Here is a 19,386-nt window from a genome sequence, read left to right on the forward strand (position 1 = left end):
GAATGAACTCAAAATCTGAACATCGACGCTTGACACGGAAAGTCATATCAGAAATACGGACGTACCCCGGAACAGATAGCCGAGTCCCAGGTTGTGCTCCGCGAGCGTGGCGCGAATGTCGGCTTTATCTTTGGCTCGCGTACGCGCATTTATAACACCTTCGATGCACACCGCTTGTTGCATTGGGCCGGCATCAAAGGCAAACAGTTACCGCTGAAACGGGCCTTACTACGGGCCTATCATGGTGAGGGTAAAGCCCCGAGCAACCATGACGTTCTGGTCGAAGCCGCGGAGTCCGCGGGACTTGACGCGGCGCAGGCGCGCACAGTTTTGCAAAGCGGCGACTATGCCGATGAGGTTCGTGCGGAAGAAAAGAAATACCAGGCAATGGGTATCCATTCGGTGCCGTCAATCATCTTTGGAAATCGCTATCTGCTGACCGGCGCACAGCCCGTCGAAGCCTTCGAGGAAGCCATCCAACGGATTCTGGTGGAAGCGTAATTTGAGTTTTGCGTCGCAATGGCGGTACGTAGTCGATTTCGGAACTTTTTTGATAGGACAGTGCTATGGATGTTGCCGACCTCAAGGCATTTGAAGCGGTCGCTCGCCACGGGAGCATGAACAAGGCGGCCGTAGAGCTGCATACTGTCCAGTCCAACGTAACGGCCAGGATCCGTTCACTGGAACGAGAAGTTGGCGTTGCGCTTTTTCGGCGGCATGTCCGGGGTGTGAGCATGACCCCGGCGGGTCAGCGCATGCTTCCCTACGCGGCGCGAATTGCCAAGCTCGTCGCAGATGCCCGCCTGGCGGCCATGGACGACGGTCCGCCATGCGGTTCGCTGGCGTTGGGAACACTGGAAACCACTGCTGCGCTGCGGCTCTCGCCGATAGTAAGCAACTTCGCGCGGACGTATCCGCAGGTCAGACTGTCGCTGACGACTGGAACAAGCCGCAGCCTCGCGGTGGATGTCGCGGAATGTCGTCTGGATGGGGCGTTCATAGCAGGTCCGCTTGATCACCCGGAGCTTCACAGCGAGACGATTTTCCATGAAGAACTGGTGCTTGTGACACCACGGACCATACAGTCGCTGGAGCGTTTGACGTCGATCCCTGACGTGAAGACGATCGTGTTCCGCGTGGGGTGCTCGTATCACCAGCGTCTGGAAGTGCTGCTTGCGGAGATGGGGATTCTCGTGACGACGCTGCTCGAGTTCGGCTCGCTGGACGCGATCATAGCGTGTGTGGCGGCCGGTATTGGGATCACGTTGCTGCCGCGGGGCGTGGTCGCGGCGGCAGCGCAGCAGGACATCATTGCCATGCATGAGATCTCGCCTGAGAAAGCACGTGTCGAGACACTTTTCGTCCGACGGCATGACGCTTACATTTCGAGCGCCATGCGCGCTTTCGTCGAGGTCTCGCGCTCGGAATTTGGGCCTTTGATGGCGGCGGCATAGCGGACAACGTACGATCTCGCCGCCCAGTGGGCGAGTCATTGCCCCATGGGCAATTCGCTTTATGTCCAAGCATCCGAGCGGCACGTGGCTGGTCGATCTTCGGCTCGTGGGTATCTATTTTCGCGATACCCATATCGTCACAAACCGCTTATGCGTTCTGGAAACATTGTTAAGCTGTTTCCTATGTGACACGTCGACAATCCGAATGTACGAATGTCGTTCAGGAAGAAGTAGTGAATCAGTATGACGGCCAATTCGATACGGCCATTCTTCCGCCTCATCTTGTAGAGCAGTCGTGGTTGTCTCGAGCAATACGGTACAGGTGAGGCCGCTTCGGAGTTGGCTCATATTGTCTAAGTTTAAAAGGAGAGCTTGGGAATGACTGATGCGCCTCTAACACTTGGCATCGACCACGTTGGTCTGACGGTCCGTAATCTGAGCGTCACCCGGGACTTCTTCATCCATGCCCTGGGCTGGACACAGGTTGGCGAAAGGCCCAACTATCCGGCGGCTTTTGTGTCAGACGGGTATGTCACGCTGACACTCTGGGAGGTCGAGGATCCGGAAAATTGTGTGGAGTTCGACCGCAAGACGAATGTAGGTCTACATCACCTCGCGCTGCGGGTCGGTAGTAAAGAGGCTCTCGACGCAACCTTCTCCCGGGTCTCCGGATGGCCAGGGGTAGTGGTTGAGTTCGCACCGGAGAACATGGGTGAAGGACCCAAGCGTCACACAATGGTGTATGAGCCGGGCGGCATCAGACTCGAGTTCGATTTTGATCCGCGAATTCAGTCCGCTTGAGTTGTGCCGAGTGATGGATGAAGTGGTTCAGGTAGCGCTTGGCGCAGATGAATTCATCGTATCCAGCGCCTGAGCTCTTACCAAAGTGGCTGCTGCAGCTGGCAGTTCGAAGATTACCCAAAGCGAGGTTTCGATCGTGAGCAAAGCCGCCCAGCGGATTTTTCTGATTACCGGTGCGAGCTCCGGTTTTGGTCTCGCTTTGGCGAAAGCAGCATTGGCCGCAGGCAACACTGTGATTGGTACGGTAAGAAGCGATTCTGCGAAAGCTGAGTTTGAGGGATTGCACGCGCACCACGCTCACGGCGTACTCCTCGATGTGTCTGATTTCGAATCAATCAATGCGACGATCAAGGAAGTCGCCGAGCGCGTCGGTGCGATCGACGTTCTCGTGAATAGTGCGGGATACGGTCATGAAGGAATCCTCGAGGAATCGCCGCTCGAGGAACTGCGTCGTCAGTTTGATGTGAACGTGTTCGGTGCAGTCGCCATGATCAAGGCCGTGCTCCCGTCGATGCGAATACGACGCACCGGTCACATCATCAATATCACGTCGATGGCGGGGCTGGTTACGTTTCCCGGTATTTCATACTACTGCGGTAGCAAGTTCGCACTTGAAGGGATATCAGAAGCGCTGGAACAGGAAGTACGCAGTTTCGGTATCAAGGTGACGGCTGTTGCACCGGGCGCGTTTCGAACAGATTGGGCGGGCAGATCGATGGTGCGCACGGAGCACAACATCGACGACTACGATTCGGTGTTCGCGCCCATTCGCCGCGCCCGCATGGCGAAAGATGGGAAGCAGCCTGGGGATCCGGTGAAGGCGGCGAAGGTCCTGCTGGACCTGATTGACGAGGTTGATCCACCGGTCCACCTCGTGCTGGGCGATGACGCGTTAAACGTGGTCCGAGACAAACTATCTGCACTGAGTCACGAAATTGACACTTGGGAATCCGTTTCGAAATCTACCGGGTTCTCATGACAACATAGCGGGGCATGCCCGCCATTTCCCGTATCGTTGTGAAACTCGTCGCAATGTCTTCGTACTCCAGATGAGTGTTGTCGCCAAGCCGTTTCCCGGCTTCAGCGAGTCGTAAGCTGCGGGTGGTACGTTGCACCAATGCGATATCTAAAGCCCGCTCGCAGTTCTGCGATGCGCTGGCTCATTGCAGCTTTGCCCACTCCAAGGCGAGCGGATGCTGCTTGTACTTGCCTTGTTCGGCAAGCACCGTCAACCAGCGCAGACGAGTCCAAGGGACTTCGATTTTTTTGCGCATCCATATGTTGTTTGTTCACCATTTAAAACAATCATTTCAATCTTACCGCCCTTGCAAACTCAATGGAGACTCCTAAACTTCATTGACCATCCATCAATCAAGGAGTCGAGATGCAAGCGTTCAATGACATAGCAGACGTCACCCATTTTATTCATGGCGAGCGAGTACGTGGGTCAGGAGTGCGTACCCAGGCGATTTTCAATCCTGCTACTGGTGAACGACCACGCAAACTTCTGCTGGGCGATATCGCAGATGTTGACGCCGCTGTGGCAAGCGCCAAGGCTGCATTTCCGAAATGGAGCAACACGCCGCCGATCCGCCGAGCCCGCGTCATGCTGCGGTTTCTTGAGTTGATGAACCGGCATCGCGATGAGCTGGCTGCAATCATCACAGCCGAACACGGAAAGGTTTTCTCTGATGCTCAAGGCGAGGTGGCGCGCGGTATCGATGTCATCGAATTCGCCTGCGGGATTCCGCAACTGCTCAAGGGGGACTACACGGAGCAGGTTTCAACTGGCATGGATAACTGGACAACGCGTCAGGCGCTCGGCGTTGTCGCAGGTATTACGCCGTTCAACTTCCCGTGCATGGTGCCTTGCTGGATGTTCCCTGTTGCGATTGCTGCGGGTAACGCATTCATTCTGAAGCCAAGCGAGCGAGACCCGTCGGCGTCGTTGTTCATGGCAAGGCTGATGAAGGAGGCCGGCCTGCCCGATGGCATTTTTAACGTAGTTCAGGGTGACAAGGTCGCTGTCGATGCGTTGCTCGCGCACCCGGATGTGAAGGCGGTGAGCTTTGTTGGATCGACGCCGATCGCCAACTACATTTACGAGACTGGTGCAAGGAACGGCAAGCGTGTGCAGGCGTTGGGCGGGGCAAAAAATCATATGGTGGTGATGCCCGATGCTGACATCGATCAAGCTGTCGATGCCCTGGTTGGCGCCGGGTACGGCTCCGCTGGCGAGCGTTGCATGGCCATTTCGGTTGCTGTTCTCGTAGGCGATGTAGCGGACAAAATTGTTCCGAAGCTTGCCGAGCGTGCGCGCAATCTCATTGTAAAGAACGGCATGGAGCCTGACGCGGAAATGGGGCCTATCGTTACGCAACAGGCGCTCGAACGCATTGAAGGGTACATCGCGATTGGCATCGACGAAGGTGCGAAGTTGGTCGTTGACGGTCGCGGCCTTAAGGTAGGCGGCTTCGAGGGCGGTTTCTTCACGGGCGGTACGCTGTTCGACAACGTCACGCCGGAGATGAGAATTTACAAGGAAGAAATCTTTGGACCCGTGCTTGCCTGCGTCCGCGCGAAGGACTTTTCGGAAGCGGTCGATTTGATCAATGCTCATGAGTTTGGCAATGGCGTGGCGTGCTACACGCGGGACGGGCACGTCGCTCGCGAATTCGGACGACGCATCCAGGTAGGTATGGTCGGAATCAACGTCCCTATTCCGGTCCCCATGGCCTGGCATGGCTTCGGCGGCTGGAAGCGCAGCCTGTTCGGTGACACGCACGCATACGGCGAAGAAGGTGTCCGGTTCTATACGAAGCAGAAGTCGATCATGCAACGCTGGCCGGAAAGCACGGAAAAGGGCGCTGAATTTGCGATGCCCACGGCGAAGTAAGCGAGCTGGTTCGACAAGTGATCGGGCGTCGCGCGCGGCACGATGCGGCGCCTGATTTTTGTCTGTGTGGGGTTCCAGATCGTCTCCAACCGCTGGCCGGCACGAAAGCTTGTCAACTTCTGCTTTCGGAAGTGAATGGGGCTGCCCCTTGCGCGTTCCCGAGCGGTGGTTCAAGGCGATTCTGGAAGTCTTGCCACCTTGGAAAGAGTGTCTTTCCCGGCCTCCTGTTGACGGCAGGTTCGCCCAAACTGAACACTCGTGTTACTTGTATTCCCGAGCAAGAATCAAACTGGGGGCGAATTGAATTTCTCATCGTTAGAAATATTTTTTGCCGTCGCTACCGAGAAAAATCTGACCCGGGCGGCCCGCCATTTGGCCCGTGTTCAGTCAAATGTAACGATGCTCGTAAAGCAGTTTGAAGAGGAGCTACAGGCCCAGCTTTTTTCAAGAAGTGGAAAGCGGATGAGTTTGACGCCAAGTGGAGGCACGATGCTGGACTATGCGCAACGACTTCCGTACCTCGCGGAAAGGGCCAGACTTGCGACGAATCCGGAACAGCAGCCCGGGCGATTAAGCATTGGCGCTATGGAGAGCACCGCAGCCGCGCGCCTTCCGGCCCTGCTCTCGAAATACCATAGCAAGTGGCCGCAGGTGGAACTGGAGATTTCAATCGGTACGTCGCGTTCACTTGTCGAGGACGTGGAGAGAGGACATCTCGACTGCGCTTTTGTTGCTGATAGTAGTTTTCAGGGCGCGCGTGACCCGCGGCCAGAGTTTGCCGCGCGCGGACTAAGCGCAACGCGCGCATACCGGGAAGATCTGCTGCTCACACTGCCGCCAAACCATCCAACGGTAAGCATACCTACGGACATCAGGCTCAAGACGCTGGCTGCCTTTTCCAATGGTTGCGCCTATCGGAACGTACTCGAACAATGGTTGGGCGTCACCAGCTTCGAGGCGGACAGTGACTGGAAGGTCATGGAGCTTGTTTCATATCACGCCATTCTGGCCTGCGTTGCCGCGGGTTCGTGTTTTGCACTTTGCCCGAGGTCGATTCTAGATTTGCAGCGTGTTCCCATGGATATTTGCGTGCAGAAAATCGCCACGATCGATACGTACCTGGTTGCCCAATCGAACTATAAGAGCGGCGCTTACGAAGAACTGCTTCAATTTCTTCAGGCTTCGATGTACTCCCGGCGCGAAGGCGTCGACGACTAATAAACGCGCCTCGCGCGGATGTCGAGTTTTTCTCATCCCGATGGCGGACATTCGTGTCCATTCACTTTGCTCTATCTGATTGAGAGATCGCCGGTATCAAAAGAAATCGCTTCAGATGCTGCGATCTGAGTAGCAGTATTACTGCCTGCGGATGCAGGTGAGACAGATTCGTTGAGGAAAAACGAGGAGGCGAAAGTGTTTGAGCGATACGAGCAACTTAAAAAGATACTTGGTGTCGATTATCCGATACTGCTTGCGCCGATGGACTTGGTCGCCGGCGGCAGGCTTGCAGCAGCGGTCACTGACGCAGGCGGGTTCGGAATAATAGGTGGTGGATACGGCGACGAGACGTGGCTGCGAGAGCAGTTTGCCGCGGCACATGGGGCACGGATCGGGGTGGGGTTTATTACATGGAGTCTGTCCAGGCAGCCGCATCTTATTGATGTCTGCATTGAACATTCGCCGGCCGCAATCATGTTTTCATTCGGTGACGCAAGCAAACACATCGAGCGAGTGAAGAAGGCAGGAATTCTCGCGATCTGCCAGGTTCAGACTGCTGCGATGGCGCGTGAGGCGGTTAGCCAGGGCGCGGATATCATCGTTGCTCAAGGTGCGGAAGGGGGCGGCCATGGCGTCGCCTGCGGCACGATCTCACTTGTTCCAACCGTTGTTGACGCAGTTGGTGAGAAGGTGCCGGTGGTTGCCGCTGGAGGCATCGCCGACGGCAGAGGCTTTGCGGCGTCCCTTGCGCTTGGCGCCTCGGGCATCGTGTTGGGAACTCGCATGTACGCAAGCGAGGAAGCGATCGGGCACGATGATGCCAAACGACGGATTGTCGAGTGTACGGGCGGCGAGCAAACCATCCGTGGAATTTTGTTTGATATAGCGCGCGATAACGTCTGGCCGGCGCCGTACACGGGCCGGGTGCTGCGAAACGAGTTCTCCGAAAAGTGGCTTGGGCGTGATCTCGAACTGTTTCAGCATCGTGCGGAGAAGACGAGGTATTCAAGCGCGCGTGAAAATCACGACTACGAGACTGCTGCCGTGATCGCAGGCGAATCTGCTGCCTTGATCCACGAGGTGTCGCCGGCCAAATTGATAGTCGAAAATATCGTCAGGGAAATGGACGCGATACTTGGCTACTCGCTTACGCGCAAAATCGTACGGTGACATCTGCAGCGTAGTCGCTACCGGAGTGCGGTGGCCATCTGTACTCAATGAGAGTGCCTCCAGATCGGCGGGTGCTTGTGATTGCGATCGAGGCAGAACGCTCGATTCCGGCAACGAAATAATCCAAGAGACTGTTGGCCGTTGAGAAACAGCGCAAACCATAAGGCATTTGAGCGGAACCCCATGAATGGCTCCGCTGGCGCAGCAGCCGGATTGGCCAGGGTTCTGGAGTGGCTGGGCTATCTCTGAGATAGATAGCCGTATGTAATCCCTTCGCTTGATATCCGTTTCGAACGGTGCGAATTTGCATTATTGGATTGAGAACTGCGATGTCACATCGGAACTCGAGGTCGGTGGGAAATGACAAGTGTCGGAGTCGCTGCTGACGCGTCAAAGTCGTTAGGCAGCGAAGGGGAATCAGGGCCCGGCAGCTACAAAGGCGTGAACGGAAGGCGGAGCGCGTCATTTGAAGAAACCAACGCGAATCGTCAATTGGGTTGCCGCTCGAGGCAATCCGGAATTTCTTGAGGGATAGACTTCAAATGAGTATACCTACGACTGCTCAGCGTATCGGCCGTTTTGCATACGACGCACGCGCGGAGCATCTTACGCCTGCCACAAGGGCAATTTTCAAGCGGAATATTCTTGATAGCCTGGGTTGCGCAATAGCAGCGCTGCCGGGTAAGCCATTCAACGCGCTTCGAGATCAGTTCGATGAGTACCGTGGCTCGGGGACGTGTTCATTGATTGGAGGCGGTAAGACTTCGCCCGATCAAGCGGCGTTGTACAACTCCGGTTTGGTCCGGTATGTCGACCTGCTGGATAGCTACATGTCCCCCGGCGGACTCTGTCACCCGAGTGATAACTTCGGGGCCATTCTGGCCGCTGCTGAACATGCGTCCGCAAGTGGCGAGGAGTTCATGCTGGCGTTGGCAATATCCTATGAAATTGGCTGCCGCATTACGGCGATCGTTCCGGTTATGGCCAAAGGATTCAATCACGCTATCCAGTTGGCGGTGTCCGCTGCGGCGGGATCGGGAAAGCTGTTCGGTCTCGATGCCGATCAGATCGCAAACGCGATTGCAATCGCAACGATCGACAACATTTCGCTGACGTGTGTACATTCCGAACCAGTTTCGCAATGGAAGGGCTTCTCACCCGGTATCACGGGTATGAGAGCGGTCTATTCGGCATCTCTTGCCAAGCGTGGATTTACGGGCCCTCTCCGCCTTTTCGAGGGACCTAATGGTCTGGTGCGAATGTTTGACCAACCGCTCGAAGTCGATTGGGAAGACCAGCGGCTCGAGGTCGTTCACCAGACGATCATGAAGAAATACTGCTCGCTCATTCATGGTCAACCCGTCCTCGAAGCTACGCTCGCGTTAAAGCGCAAACATGGTTTAAAGAGCGATGACGTGGACGAAGTCCAATGTGACATATTTCAGACCGGATTTGACATTGCCGGCGGCGGCAGCTTCGGCCCAAAGGATAACCCGTGGACTAAAGAGCAGGCGGACTACAACCTCAAGTATCTGATTGCGGCTGCGTTGCTCGATGATCAGGTTGGCCCGGCTCAGCTCGAACCTGAGCGTATACAGGCGCCCGATGCACAGGCATTGCTCAAGAAAGTGACTGTGAAGCCCGATGCCGAATTCTCCGCGCAATACCCGCGCGAGCTAAACACGCGCGTGACGATCAAATGCAAGAATGGTCGTGTTTTGGCTACGGAGCATGTCGGCTTCGAAGGTGGACTGGATAACCCGTTCACGTGGGAACGTACCGTCGAAAAATTCAACTGGCTGGGCGAACAACACGCGAGTCAGGAGCTTCGCGGCCAGATCATCGATCTGGTCTCAACCCTGGATCAACACCCGATTGAAGAGTTAATGAACCTCTTAGCAAAGGTAAGTCTAGAACCACGATTCCCGGTGACGCATCCGGGGATTCAATGATCCACAAAGATCTTTAGGAGATGTATATGGCACTCATTTCTTGTGACATGCGTTTCGGTCGGACCGATGAACAGAAGCGGCTACTTGCTGCTGGCTTACTGCGGGTGGTCAGTGCCGCAACAGGTGAAACGAAGGATGACATTTTTTTCGTGATTCGCGAAGGACGTGGAATTAATTTCGTCGAACATGGTGAGCATCTTCCGGAGTATGTCGAGGGTGCTGCGAACGACAAAGAACTTATTGAACGTCTTAAATAGAACTGCCGGAGAAATATCGTGCCCTTCATTGAATGCCATATCAAGAGCGGTCTTACTCAAGAACGACGTGAACAACTCATCAGGGACATCATCCAGGTCACGCACGACTCGATCGGATCGGATCCGAAGATCATTAATGTGATCTTGCACGAACACCCAGCTGAAAATATCAGTATTTCAAGTCGGATCAACGGAGAGGACTTCAAGAAGTCTACGGGGTAGCCGCAGCGAAACTGCGCGCCAAGGTCTTGTTTTGCGTTCCGCCGGTGTCGCTTCTGGCGGCGAGCACATAGGCTTGTCTATGTCAGGCATGGTGAGAAGTAAGTATTTCGATATATATAATACGTAGTACAAAGGAATTTGGAGGAGACATGAACGGAGCAAAGATGGCGGTCGACGGTGTCGATACCGGACGTGAGAGGGTAGGGCTGGCAATCTTTCTGACGCTCGTTGAAGTACTGATGTTTTTTGGGTTCATTACGCTTGCCGTCGTGTCGCCGGCAGCGCTCGCTTCGCCAGTGGTAGATGGGTCGGCGATCACGGTTGCGTTTCTGTACGGAATAGTAATTCTGGTCGCTGGTGTGCTGCTTATCGGGCTGTATGTCCTGCTTGAAAACGCCGCAGACTCGCGAAATTTTCGTATCGGTTCGGCCGGAAGTTAACCGTTGATTACCTGGTGACCTACAATGACTATTCCTCGATGTGTCGTTTTGCTCGCGCTGTCAGCGTCGGCGTGCGTTGTGAGTACCGAATCCTTTGCTGCTGGAAGCGACGTGGGTAGCAGGAACGGCGTGGCAATAGTGTTTTTTCTTGCCTTCGTTCTTGGGACACTGGCTATTACCTATTGGGCTTCGAAGCGAACAAAGTCGACTGACGATTTCTACGCGGCTGGAGGCAAGATAACCGCATTTCAGAATGGTCTCGCAATCGCGGGTGACTTCATGTCGGCCGGTGCGTTTCTTGGTCTGACAGCTTTGGTGTTCAGTAGCGGCTTTGATGGTCTTGTCTACGCGGTTGGATATTCGACAGGGATGCCGATCGTTGTATTTCTGCTGGCGACGAGACTGCGAAAACTCGGTAAATATACAGTCGCAGATGCGGTTTCCGTGCGTCTTGGCGAGAAACCGATTCGTATCTTCTCGGCCTGCGCATCGTTATGTATTGTTTCGCTATATCTCATCGCGCAGATGGTGGGGGCAGGGCAGTTGATCAAGTTGCTGTTTGGCCTTGACTATATCTATGCCGAAATTCTTGTGGGCACTCTCATGATGTTTTATGTGGCCTTCGGAGGCATGGTCGCCACGACTTGGGTGCAGCTCGTAAAGGCGGCGTTGCTGTTGCTTGGCACAAGTGTGATGAGCTTTCTGGTCTTGCGAAATTTCGACTTCAGCTTCTCCGAATTGTTGCGACGCGCAGTGGAGATTCATCCACAGGGCAATGCGATCCTTAGCCCTCAGTTTCTGGTCAAGGATCCTGTATCGGGATTTTCGTTGGGTCTCGCGGTGATGTTTGGTACCTCAGGCCTGCCGCACATTCTCATGCGCTTCTTCACGGTTCCTGACGCACGGGCTGCACGCGGTTCGGTATTTTGGGCTAGCGTATTTATGAACATATTCTTTGCACTGGTGTTTGTCATCGGGTTCGGATCTATCGCCTTGGTCGCCTCTAATCCAGACTTTCTGGATGCCGCGGGCAAACCGCTCGGCGGGATAAATATGGTTGCCGTCCACCTTGCAAAGGCGGTAGGGGGAAACGCCTTGCTGGGATTTATCTCGGCAGTTGCATTTGCTACCATCCTCGCGGTTGTGTCGGGTTTGACACTCGCAGGTTCTTCGGCAGTTTCGCATGACCTTTACGCCTGTGTGTGCCGCAAAGGTACTGCAAGTCAAGCCAATGAAGTACGAGTATCGAGGATATCGACTTTGGTGCTTGGGGTAATCGCGGTGGTATTGGGCATTGCATTCAGGACACAGAATGTGGCTTACATGCTTGGGCTCACGTTCTCGGTCGCCTGCAGCTCAACTTTCCCGGTGTTACTACTCGCCCTTTATTGGAAACGATTGACCACGTTTGGCGCCGTTGCGGGAGGAACTGTCGGATTGGTCTCCGCCGTATTGTTGACCGTTGCAGGCCCAGCCGTCTGGGTACATGTTATGGGAAATGCGAAGCCACTCTTCTCGATCGATCCACCGACCATAGTGACTATGCCGCTCGCATTTGTGACGTGCTGGTTGGTGTCCGTGCTGGACCGTAGCAAACAGGCGGATACTGATCGGGCGTGGAGTGCGGCTCTACAAGAGCGTCCGGTATTCGCGGAACCGGTTGGCCACTAGATTCAGGAGCGGCGGCACACAGAAGTTGTGCCGCCGTTAGGTGGTTGAACTTGCGGGCCAGCCAACCTGGTGTTCCGTCGGGAGACAGCGTGGCATAGCGTGTGCTCAGCTCGAGGGCGGGTCATCGATCTGCATTGCCCGTCTACGCTGCGTCTCTGCGTTAAATGCGAGACATCTGACCTTTGGATTGTCGGACCCCTCATGCGCTCTCGTCTCGGGTAGAGGCAGGCAATCCGCCTTGTTCCGCAACATGCTGAACAAGGCTAAGCATGCTCTATTCCTGCGCCAGTGCTTGCGTTTGCGAAAACGACCAATGGGTACCGTTTCCGTTGGATGTTCAATTTCGCTTTGGTGTAGGATGGAAAACAAGTTCACCGCGCTGCTTGAGCGGTCGCATAGTTGCCGAGGCTGCTGTCCTTCCTGATTTTGCCGCCCCCTTGGCGCTGGATAGTGGTGCAATTTTGGCTGACTTCGATAGTTGCCGAAAGCCTGCATCCATTTTCAATGAGCTTCGTCATACAAGCGTCGAATTAGATCGGAATTATCGAATCCCGGTTGCTGATAGATTATTGATCGAGCGACGAAAGCTTTATTTAGGTTGTGGACATTTCATAGAGGTACAAACCATGGACGTTGCCGACCTCAAGGTCTTCGAAGCCGTAGCTCGTCATGGAAGTATGAATCGGGCAGCTACCGAGCTCAATACTGTTCAGTCGAACGTGACAGCGCGAATTCGATCTCTGGAGCGGGAGGTCGGGGTCGCTCTCTTTCAGCGGCATGTGCGCGGCGTGAACATGACTCCTGCGGGGCAGCGCCTGCTCCCGTACGCCGCGCGCATTGCGAAGCTAATTACGGATGCCAAGGTAGCTGCGCTGGATGACGGCGCACCAAGCGGTACTCTCACGCTCGGAACACTCGAGACGACAGCGGCGCTTAGGCTCTCTCCAATATTAAGTAATTTTGCTCGAATGTATCCGCAGGTTCGATTGTCTCTGACGACCGGCACGAGCTGCGGTCTCACTGCCGATGTTGCGGAGTGTCGGCTCGATGGGGCGTTTATAGCAGGTCCGCTGGACCATCCGGACCTTTACACCGAGACGGTCTTTCATGAGGAGTTGGTTCTAGTTACGCCGCGTACCATGCGCTCGCTCGAGTTGATCAGATCGGTGCAGGACCTCAAAACAATTGTCTTCCGTTCGGGTTGCTCGTACCGTCAGCGACTCGACGCATTGCTTGCCGAAATGGGGGTGCTCACGGCGGCACCCCTCGAATTTGGCTCAATGGATGCGATCATTGCGTGCGTTGCGGCTGGTATCGGTATCACGCTATTGCCGCGAGGTGTGGTCTCGGCGGCCGCGGAACAGGATCTCGTCAGTATCCACGCTATATCGCCGGAAAAAGCGCACGTGGAAACGCTGTTTATCCGACGGCATGATGCTTATGTCTCGAGTGCAATGCTGGCTTTCGTGGACGTGGCAAGGTCTCAGTTCGGGCCGCTGATGGCCGCCGCATAGACGGTGTAAAGGAGCAACGCCACGCGGAGGCCCTTAGCGGCTTGCGATTCAGCCCGTCTGATTGAAGGGATGACGTGTTGAATTCCGCCGAATTCTGACCCGCGGTTTTCATCTAAATTTGACCTACTCCCAGACGGCGTAGTGTCTCTATTCCGGCGCTGCCAGCGACAAGCCGTCCGTGACGAACAGAACTTCACCTTTGAAAGGTGTTGCGCAGACCTTCCTTAGCTGGTTTCTGGATGGTTCGTTACTGTTGTCAGTGTGGGGCCATCCGATAAGTTATCGGTGGCCGCCTATAGCCTAGTCCGCCTTCACACCTTCAACCTGAATCTGCAAGCGAGTCAGCGTCTTGAAACCGTAATTGGTGCCCCAAGCCACGCCATAGTCGGCACGGTCGAATTGCGCGCTAGCTTCCGCGCCACACACTTCTTTCTTGATCAGCGGGTTGACGAAACACTTGAACGAATCAATCTTCAACGTCAGCGGTTTGGTCACTCCGTGAAATGTGAAGTCGCCCGAGACTTCGACCGGTGTAGCGCCGTCGAAGCGAAGCGAGCTGCCTTTGAATATCGCACTCGGGTACTTGCCGACATCGAGAAAATCAGCGGACTTCACCTTCGTGTCGAGTGGCACATTTCCGGTGTCAATCGAATCAGTGTCAATCGACACGTCGACTGTGCCCGTCTTCGCCACGACGTCAAGCGTCACAACGCCGCTGCTTTTCGTGAACTTACCCCGCCACACCGAAATGCCGCCAAAGTGGTCGGCTTCGAAGCTGGGATAGGTGTGCCTCGGGTCAAGGTTGTAGGTCGTCGGGGCCGCCATGGCTGACCCCGCGATCAACGCGAGAACGCCAGATGCAATCAGGTGCTTGTTCAAATCAGACTCCTTATGTGTCGATGATGGGCCGCTTACTGCCCGTTGCTAACTTGAACAGCGCTGACGCGCATGCTCCAATTAAACGAAATGTGACTGTACGAGTCGTTGGCAACTTTTTCGCCGCAGAGCACAGCTTGGTGCTGTCGTATTGGAACGCGCGAATGTATCTCGCTTATGTCAGGAAGCACCGCTTGTGTAAGTGCGTGTACATAGATCCCCATCAGATACATTGCGATACAAAGAGGCGTGGGGACAGCGCACAAGTGAGTTCGCGTTCCGCGTTCACCCACCCATCCGGCCCTGGTGACACGAGGGATGGCTGCCCACGTCGGCCGGGCGGGTTCGTATCTCTCATTGGCCCCTCTGGTTTTCCAGTGCACGTTTTCCGTGGCGGACCATGCGTTGAATGGTTTCGCGCATATCTCGGCGAGAGAGGCGGCGCGCGAGCGGGCAGTGACGCTGGTAGCGGCTTCCGTTTCGGTTGGTAGATAAATTGTCCCAACCTACTCATGCATCGCGTCATGGCCTATTCCACCGACATTTGTTCCATGGTGTATGAACTGTTTTGCGCGGCGGATGTGGCAGATCACGTTGCCTTTAGCGATGTGCTGCTCCACTATTCAATACGTTTCTAGTAGTACGGATCGAGCACCAGGTTTGCTATTTCATAATTATTAGTTGGACTCCTTATAGTATCGATGGAACCAATCGAGACCACGGAGACTGACGACGTGCGTGTGCGATATCACCGCTTCCATTCCTACTTTTTGATGAGGTACTGTCTTGAAAACGCTGATAAAGAAATGGTCGTTGTCGCTGACCGTCGCCGGTTTTCTGTTATCCACTGCCACTGCGCAGGCCGCGTCCGACCAGGATCTCGCAGGCAAGAACGTCGTTCTGGTGCATGGCGCCTTTTCGGACGGATCCAGCTGGAATAAGGTCATTCCTCTCCTCGAAGCAAAGGGCCTTCATGTGACGGCTGTGCAAAACCCGCTGACGTCCCTCGGCGATGACGTTTCGGCAACGACTCGCGCGATCGAGCGGCAAGAGGGTCCAGTGGTGCTGGTTGGCCATTCGTGGGCGGGTTCTGTCATCACGCAGGCGGGCAACAACGACAAGGTCAAGGCACTCGTATATGTCGCAGCGTTCGCTCCCGACAACGGACAATCGGCTAACGACATTCAAAAAGACCTGCCTGCACCGTCATGGGTAGCCGAAATCCATAAGGATGCTGCGGGTTTCCTGACGCTGTCAGATAAGGCGATCGCGGAAGATTTCGCGCCCGATGTTTCGCGGGCACAAGCGCGTCTGCTCGCTGCGACACAAGAGCCGTGGTTTTCGGGCTGTCTCGCTGAAAACATCGGTCACGCAGCATGGCATGACAAGCCATCCTGGTATGTCCTCACGACGAAAGACCATATGGTCGGTCCCGCCTTCCAGATGAAGATGGCGAAACACATCGGCGCGACGGTCGTCAATGTAGAGGCGAGTCACGTACCGATGGTGTCGAAACCTGAAGAAGTCGCTGCCGTGATCATCTCGGCGGCGCGGCAGGCAAAGTAGCAGGGTGCGCCCGTTGCTTAGGAACCAGCCGACAGATTTGGAGCGAATTGGGTCAATTCGCTCCATGTGACGAATTGTGCTGCGAGTGACGGACGAATACGTAGAAGTGCTCGTGGATGCGCTGAGACGACGTGCCTTACCGCAACGTGAGACGGAAACGCCGGATGAATAGATCGAGATTGCTATCGGACAATGGCTCAACGGCGCATGCAGGAGTCGCATGAATGGACAAGCTACAGGCAATGCACGTGTTCACGCGTATCGTCGACGCCAACAGTTTTTCCCGCGCAGCGGATACGTTAAGACTGCCGCGCGGATCGGTCACGGCCATCATCCAGAGGCTCGAAGCTTCTTTGAAGGTGCGGTTGTTGAACCGCACCACGCGACGTCTTAGCTTGACGGCCGACGGCGCAGCCTATTACGAGCGCTGCGTGCGCATCCTGGCCGATATCGAAGAGACTGAGCAATCCTTATCGAGTATCGCAGCCGCGCCGCGAGGCAAGTTGCGCGTCGATATGCCGGGATCCATTGGGAGACTGATCGTCGTGCCCGCGCTGTATGACTTTTACGCACGCTATCCGGATATCGAACTGATGCTCGGTTTTGGCGACAAGCCGATCGACCTGTTTCAGGAGGGTGTCGACTGCGCGGTTCGTGTCGGGGCGCTCGAGGATTCGTCGCTGGTTGCGCGGCGCATCGGCACCGTTGAGTTCGTTACGGCGGCAAGCCCCACCTATCTCCGGATGTACGGAGAACCGATGACCGTTGGCGATCTGCCAGATCATCTCGCCGTCAATTATTTTTCGGCACTCACGCATCGCATCGTCAACATGAATTTTGTCGTCGACGGCAAGTCAGTCGAGGTCAAAATGAACTCAAAGCTCGCAGCGAATGACGCTGATGCCTATCTGAATTGCGGCGTCAAAGGACTGGGACTCATTCAAGTACCCCGCATTCTCGCCTTGCCTCACCTTCGCGACGGCGAACTCGTCGAAGTGCTGGCGCAATGCAGGCCGCTCGCGATGCCGATCTCGGCGCTCTATCCGTACCACAGGCATTTGTCGCCTCACGTGCGGGCGTTTGTCGGATGGGTCACCGAACTGTTTGAGCGCTGTCCGCTTCTTATCAGGCGCGAAGATTCCCACGTCCAGCGCCAGACTGTACCTACGCCCCCGGCTCTTGTCGTTCAAGGGTAATGCGCTCTCGCCCGCGCCTGCGAGTCGACCCGAACGAACATTGGACGCCCGTTCACCTGTCGCGCATGGTGCGCAAGCTGTTGCCGTTTGATATCGAGGTCGTCGAGCAACCAACCCATTGCGATAGTGTCGCCGCACTTGCTCAGGTCCGGGCGACCAGTCCGATTCCGATGCCATTTCGACGAGGTGAATGTTCTTTACGAGCAGTGGCTGAGCGGTTATCCGAAACCCGTGCGAGCTTGCGTGGAAAGTCGTCTTGCCGGACGGGAGTATCTTGTGGAAATCTAGGAATTTGGATTCATTGGTTGACTTGAGAACGAAGATGATGATCAGGCGTTGACGCAAAATCTCAAGTCTGCTCGTATTTTGAGTGGGGGCAAAGTGGGGGTACAGCGACTATTCAAGGATCGCGGTTTGTCGAGTTGTTATGCAAGCCATTGATTATAAAAATATCATTTATAAAATTATAAGATCCATACCCTCAGGGTAAGGTCATGGTTTATGAGCTGCTTCAGTCCAATCGCGGCGAATGGCGCCCTTCGCCGTCGGTGATGGCAAATAGGAAGATTTGAATTCCTTGTTTGCATGTCAAGGCAGAACTTTACCGCTCCCTGTGAGAAAGAAGAACTCTGTGGAACTCCTCGGACAATGCGCGTGGGACATACCTCAGAATTTGTGCAATTCCATTCCTGCACATGAACTTGCCGCGCTGCACTGCAATATGCCCGGTTTCTGCCGGACGTTCCCAGGAGAGAAGGGTAGACGATGATGAACCAATTTCACGAAAATCCCGCAACAAAGCACCGCTTGATTCGCCTCCGCGAGGTGCGGATGCGCGTTGGTCTAGGCACGAGCACCGTGTACCGGTATCTTGCCGAAGGAAAATTTCCGAGACCGGTTCAAATCGGTGGGGGCAGGGTAGCTTGGGTCGAGCGCGACATTGACGCGTGGATTGCCGATCGCATCGAAGCAGATCCCAGCAGGACTTGAGCTCAAGCTGCCTCAATGTGCCAGCAAGACTGAGGCGGAAATCATTGAGACGTACTTTGGCCGCGTCGATTCGCAGATCGGAGCAAGGGTGACCGTGTACAAAGCGCTGGCTGACCTGAAGCGGGCACCGTGGTCGATGGTTCAGAACGAGATGTCGACGCTGGACTTCGATTACTTCAAATTCGAGCTTCCTTTGGCCCTTCCTACGGGAGCATTGCTGGTGTGCATTAGCGGCCCTGGCGATCAATACTTCGGCTTATGCGAGCGAAATCATTCGCGGCGGACTGCTCTCAGTTCGACGCGGAGAACTCGAGGCAGCGTATGCATGCCGCATGTCCTGTACGCTCATTCTGCGCCGCATTATTCTTCCGGTTGCAATAAGACAGGCGTTAAGCAACTGTTCAAGAACCCCGTCGCACTGCTCGATTTGTTGCGTCGTCATGTACGCGGCGAGCGCCACCCAGAAGGGCCTGCCTGTCATCCCGGCGGATAAATACGCAAACTTTAGAATGAAGCGCAGTGCTTTGCTCGCGTCGCCGATGCGCTGCAGCTGCTACCGGTGGGTCGAGATATATTGGCGAGGAAGGTGGTCTCGCGTCCACTCGACACGCGATGCCATGACAATATGTCGACGGGGTTCGACGTGTCGGTTTCGACCAGCATCGGCGTCTGGTTGTGCCGCTGAAAATAGTCGACGAGTGCGAGATAAAAGTTCGATAATTTTGTCTAGTTTAAATTATTTTGATATCCTATTTTTTTGACTATCAAGCGTCGATTGCGACCGGATTATTGAACGGTGGCCATGTTGAACGCCTGGATGTGAGCGGTTTCCGACCGCAGACCGTCGGACGAAACGGAGATAGATCGAGGAGGGTGACGCGCTAGGTAGTGAGCAGGGGGAAAGCCCAAAGCCGCGTGTTGAGGATTGACGTCCCGTTTCCAGGCCAGTACGATTAGCAGAACAGACCTGTAAAGTCCTCTCAGCAATGCGTCTTGCAATGGAGGGAAATCATCCGACATCGAATCGGACTCAATTTTCGCCGATCTGTCCGCACTAGTACGACATCCCATAAATAGGTTTAATAATTATTTGGCTGCAAGTAGGGCTCCAGGAGCGTGACGACGACCTGAGCCATCTCATCGAGCGGGCCTGAGCCCGGCAG

At 55.1% G+C, this 19,386-nt stretch carries 18 protein-coding genes and 1 pseudogene; 18 read left to right on the forward strand and 1 reads right to left on the reverse strand.

Features of this window, described 5'->3' with window-relative positions; translation table 11 throughout:
• Nucleotides 1-48: 48 nt before the first annotated feature.
• The 13 genes and pseudogenes from M0D69_RS39830 to M0D69_RS39895 all read left to right on the forward strand — a co-directional run.
• Nucleotides 49-501: pseudogene (locus M0D69_RS39830) on the forward strand (DsbA family oxidoreductase); the annotation flags it as partial.
• A gap of 65 nt (nucleotides 502-566) precedes the next feature.
• On the forward strand, nucleotides 567-1,454 hold the full coding sequence (locus tag M0D69_RS39835) for a LysR substrate-binding domain-containing protein (RefSeq protein WP_301787297.1): 888 nt from the start codon (nucleotides 567-569) through the stop codon (nucleotides 1,452-1,454).
• A gap of 378 nt (nucleotides 1,455-1,832) precedes the next feature.
• Nucleotides 1,833-2,255: a VOC family protein gene (locus tag M0D69_RS39840; RefSeq protein ID WP_301787298.1), complete on the forward strand. Its 423-nt coding sequence runs from the start codon at nucleotides 1,833-1,835 to the stop codon at nucleotides 2,253-2,255.
• 136 nt (nucleotides 2,256-2,391) lie between these two features.
• Nucleotides 2,392-3,234, forward strand: a complete 843-nt coding sequence (locus M0D69_RS39845; protein WP_301787299.1) for an oxidoreductase — start codon at nucleotides 2,392-2,394, stop codon at nucleotides 3,232-3,234.
• 405 nt (nucleotides 3,235-3,639) lie between these two features.
• Entirely contained in the window at nucleotides 3,640-5,151 is a 1,512-nt protein-coding gene (locus tag M0D69_RS39855; protein WP_301787300.1) for a CoA-acylating methylmalonate-semialdehyde dehydrogenase, read from the forward strand.
• 258 nt (nucleotides 5,152-5,409) lie between these two features.
• Entirely contained in the window at nucleotides 5,410-6,369 is a 960-nt protein-coding gene (locus tag M0D69_RS39860; protein WP_301787301.1) for a LysR family transcriptional regulator, read from the forward strand.
• Between the two features lie 195 nt (nucleotides 6,370-6,564).
• Nucleotides 6,565-7,539, forward strand: coding sequence for a nitronate monooxygenase family protein (locus M0D69_RS39865; protein WP_301787302.1), 975 nt, complete (start codon nucleotides 6,565-6,567; stop codon nucleotides 7,537-7,539).
• A 542-nt stretch (nucleotides 7,540-8,081) separates the two neighbouring features.
• Nucleotides 8,082-9,491 (forward strand): MmgE/PrpD family protein, encoded by a 1,410-nt coding sequence (locus M0D69_RS39870; protein WP_301787303.1) that lies wholly within the window; start codon nucleotides 8,082-8,084, stop codon nucleotides 9,489-9,491.
• Nucleotides 9,492-9,517: 26 nt separating this feature from the next.
• A complete protein-coding gene (locus M0D69_RS39875; RefSeq protein WP_301787304.1) occupies nucleotides 9,518-9,748 on the forward strand; it encodes a tautomerase family protein in 231 nt (76 codons plus the stop codon).
• A gap of 18 nt (nucleotides 9,749-9,766) precedes the next feature.
• A complete protein-coding gene (locus M0D69_RS39880; RefSeq protein WP_172162416.1) occupies nucleotides 9,767-9,970 on the forward strand; it encodes a tautomerase family protein in 204 nt (67 codons plus the stop codon).
• A 149-nt stretch (nucleotides 9,971-10,119) separates the two neighbouring features.
• Nucleotides 10,120-10,410 (forward strand): DUF485 domain-containing protein, encoded by a 291-nt coding sequence (locus M0D69_RS39885; RefSeq protein WP_301787305.1) that lies wholly within the window; start codon nucleotides 10,120-10,122, stop codon nucleotides 10,408-10,410.
• A gap of 24 nt (nucleotides 10,411-10,434) precedes the next feature.
• Nucleotides 10,435-12,081, forward strand: a complete 1,647-nt coding sequence (actP, locus tag M0D69_RS39890; RefSeq protein WP_301787306.1) for a cation/acetate symporter ActP — start codon at nucleotides 10,435-10,437, stop codon at nucleotides 12,079-12,081.
• Nucleotides 12,082-12,707: 626 nt separating this feature from the next.
• Nucleotides 12,708-13,595, forward strand: a complete 888-nt coding sequence (locus tag M0D69_RS39895) for a LysR substrate-binding domain-containing protein (RefSeq protein ID WP_367619827.1) — start codon at nucleotides 12,708-12,710, stop codon at nucleotides 13,593-13,595.
• Between the two features lie 300 nt (nucleotides 13,596-13,895).
• Here the strand turns inward: M0D69_RS39895 and M0D69_RS39900 are convergent, their stop codons facing one another.
• On the reverse strand, nucleotides 13,896-14,420 hold the full coding sequence (locus tag M0D69_RS39900) for a YceI family protein (protein WP_301787310.1): 525 nt from the start codon (nucleotides 14,418-14,420) through the stop codon (nucleotides 13,896-13,898).
• 870 nt (nucleotides 14,421-15,290) lie between these two features.
• On the opposite strand from M0D69_RS39900, the gene M0D69_RS39905 reads away from it, so the two are divergent.
• From M0D69_RS39905 to M0D69_RS43960, 5 genes are all read left to right on the forward strand, one after another.
• Nucleotides 15,291-16,037, forward strand: coding sequence for an alpha/beta fold hydrolase (locus M0D69_RS39905; RefSeq protein WP_301787311.1), 747 nt, complete (start codon nucleotides 15,291-15,293; stop codon nucleotides 16,035-16,037).
• A 224-nt stretch (nucleotides 16,038-16,261) separates the two neighbouring features.
• The gene (locus M0D69_RS39910; RefSeq protein WP_301787308.1) at nucleotides 16,262-17,233 is read left to right on the forward strand and encodes a LysR family transcriptional regulator; all 972 of its coding nucleotides are present in this window, start codon (nucleotides 16,262-16,264) and stop codon (nucleotides 17,231-17,233) included.
• The gene (locus tag M0D69_RS43955) at nucleotides 17,233-17,547 is read left to right on the forward strand and encodes an enolase C-terminal domain-like protein (protein ID WP_367619826.1); all 315 of its coding nucleotides are present in this window, start codon (nucleotides 17,233-17,235) and stop codon (nucleotides 17,545-17,547) included. Before M0D69_RS39910 ends, M0D69_RS43955 begins: the two co-directional genes overlap by 1 nt.
• Nucleotides 17,548-18,064: 517 nt before the next feature.
• Complete coding sequence (locus tag M0D69_RS39915) at nucleotides 18,065-18,223, forward strand: AlpA family transcriptional regulator (protein ID WP_301787312.1); 159 nt, start codon at nucleotides 18,065-18,067, stop codon at nucleotides 18,221-18,223.
• 242 nt (nucleotides 18,224-18,465) lie between these two features.
• Nucleotides 18,466-18,984: a hypothetical protein gene (locus M0D69_RS43960; protein WP_367619828.1), complete on the forward strand. Its 519-nt coding sequence runs from the start codon at nucleotides 18,466-18,468 to the stop codon at nucleotides 18,982-18,984.
• Nucleotides 18,985-19,386 lie beyond the last annotated feature (402 nt).

The organism is Caballeronia sp. SEWSISQ10-4 2 (assembly GCF_030464885.1).
Taxonomy (GTDB): domain Bacteria; phylum Pseudomonadota; class Gammaproteobacteria; order Burkholderiales; family Burkholderiaceae; genus Caballeronia.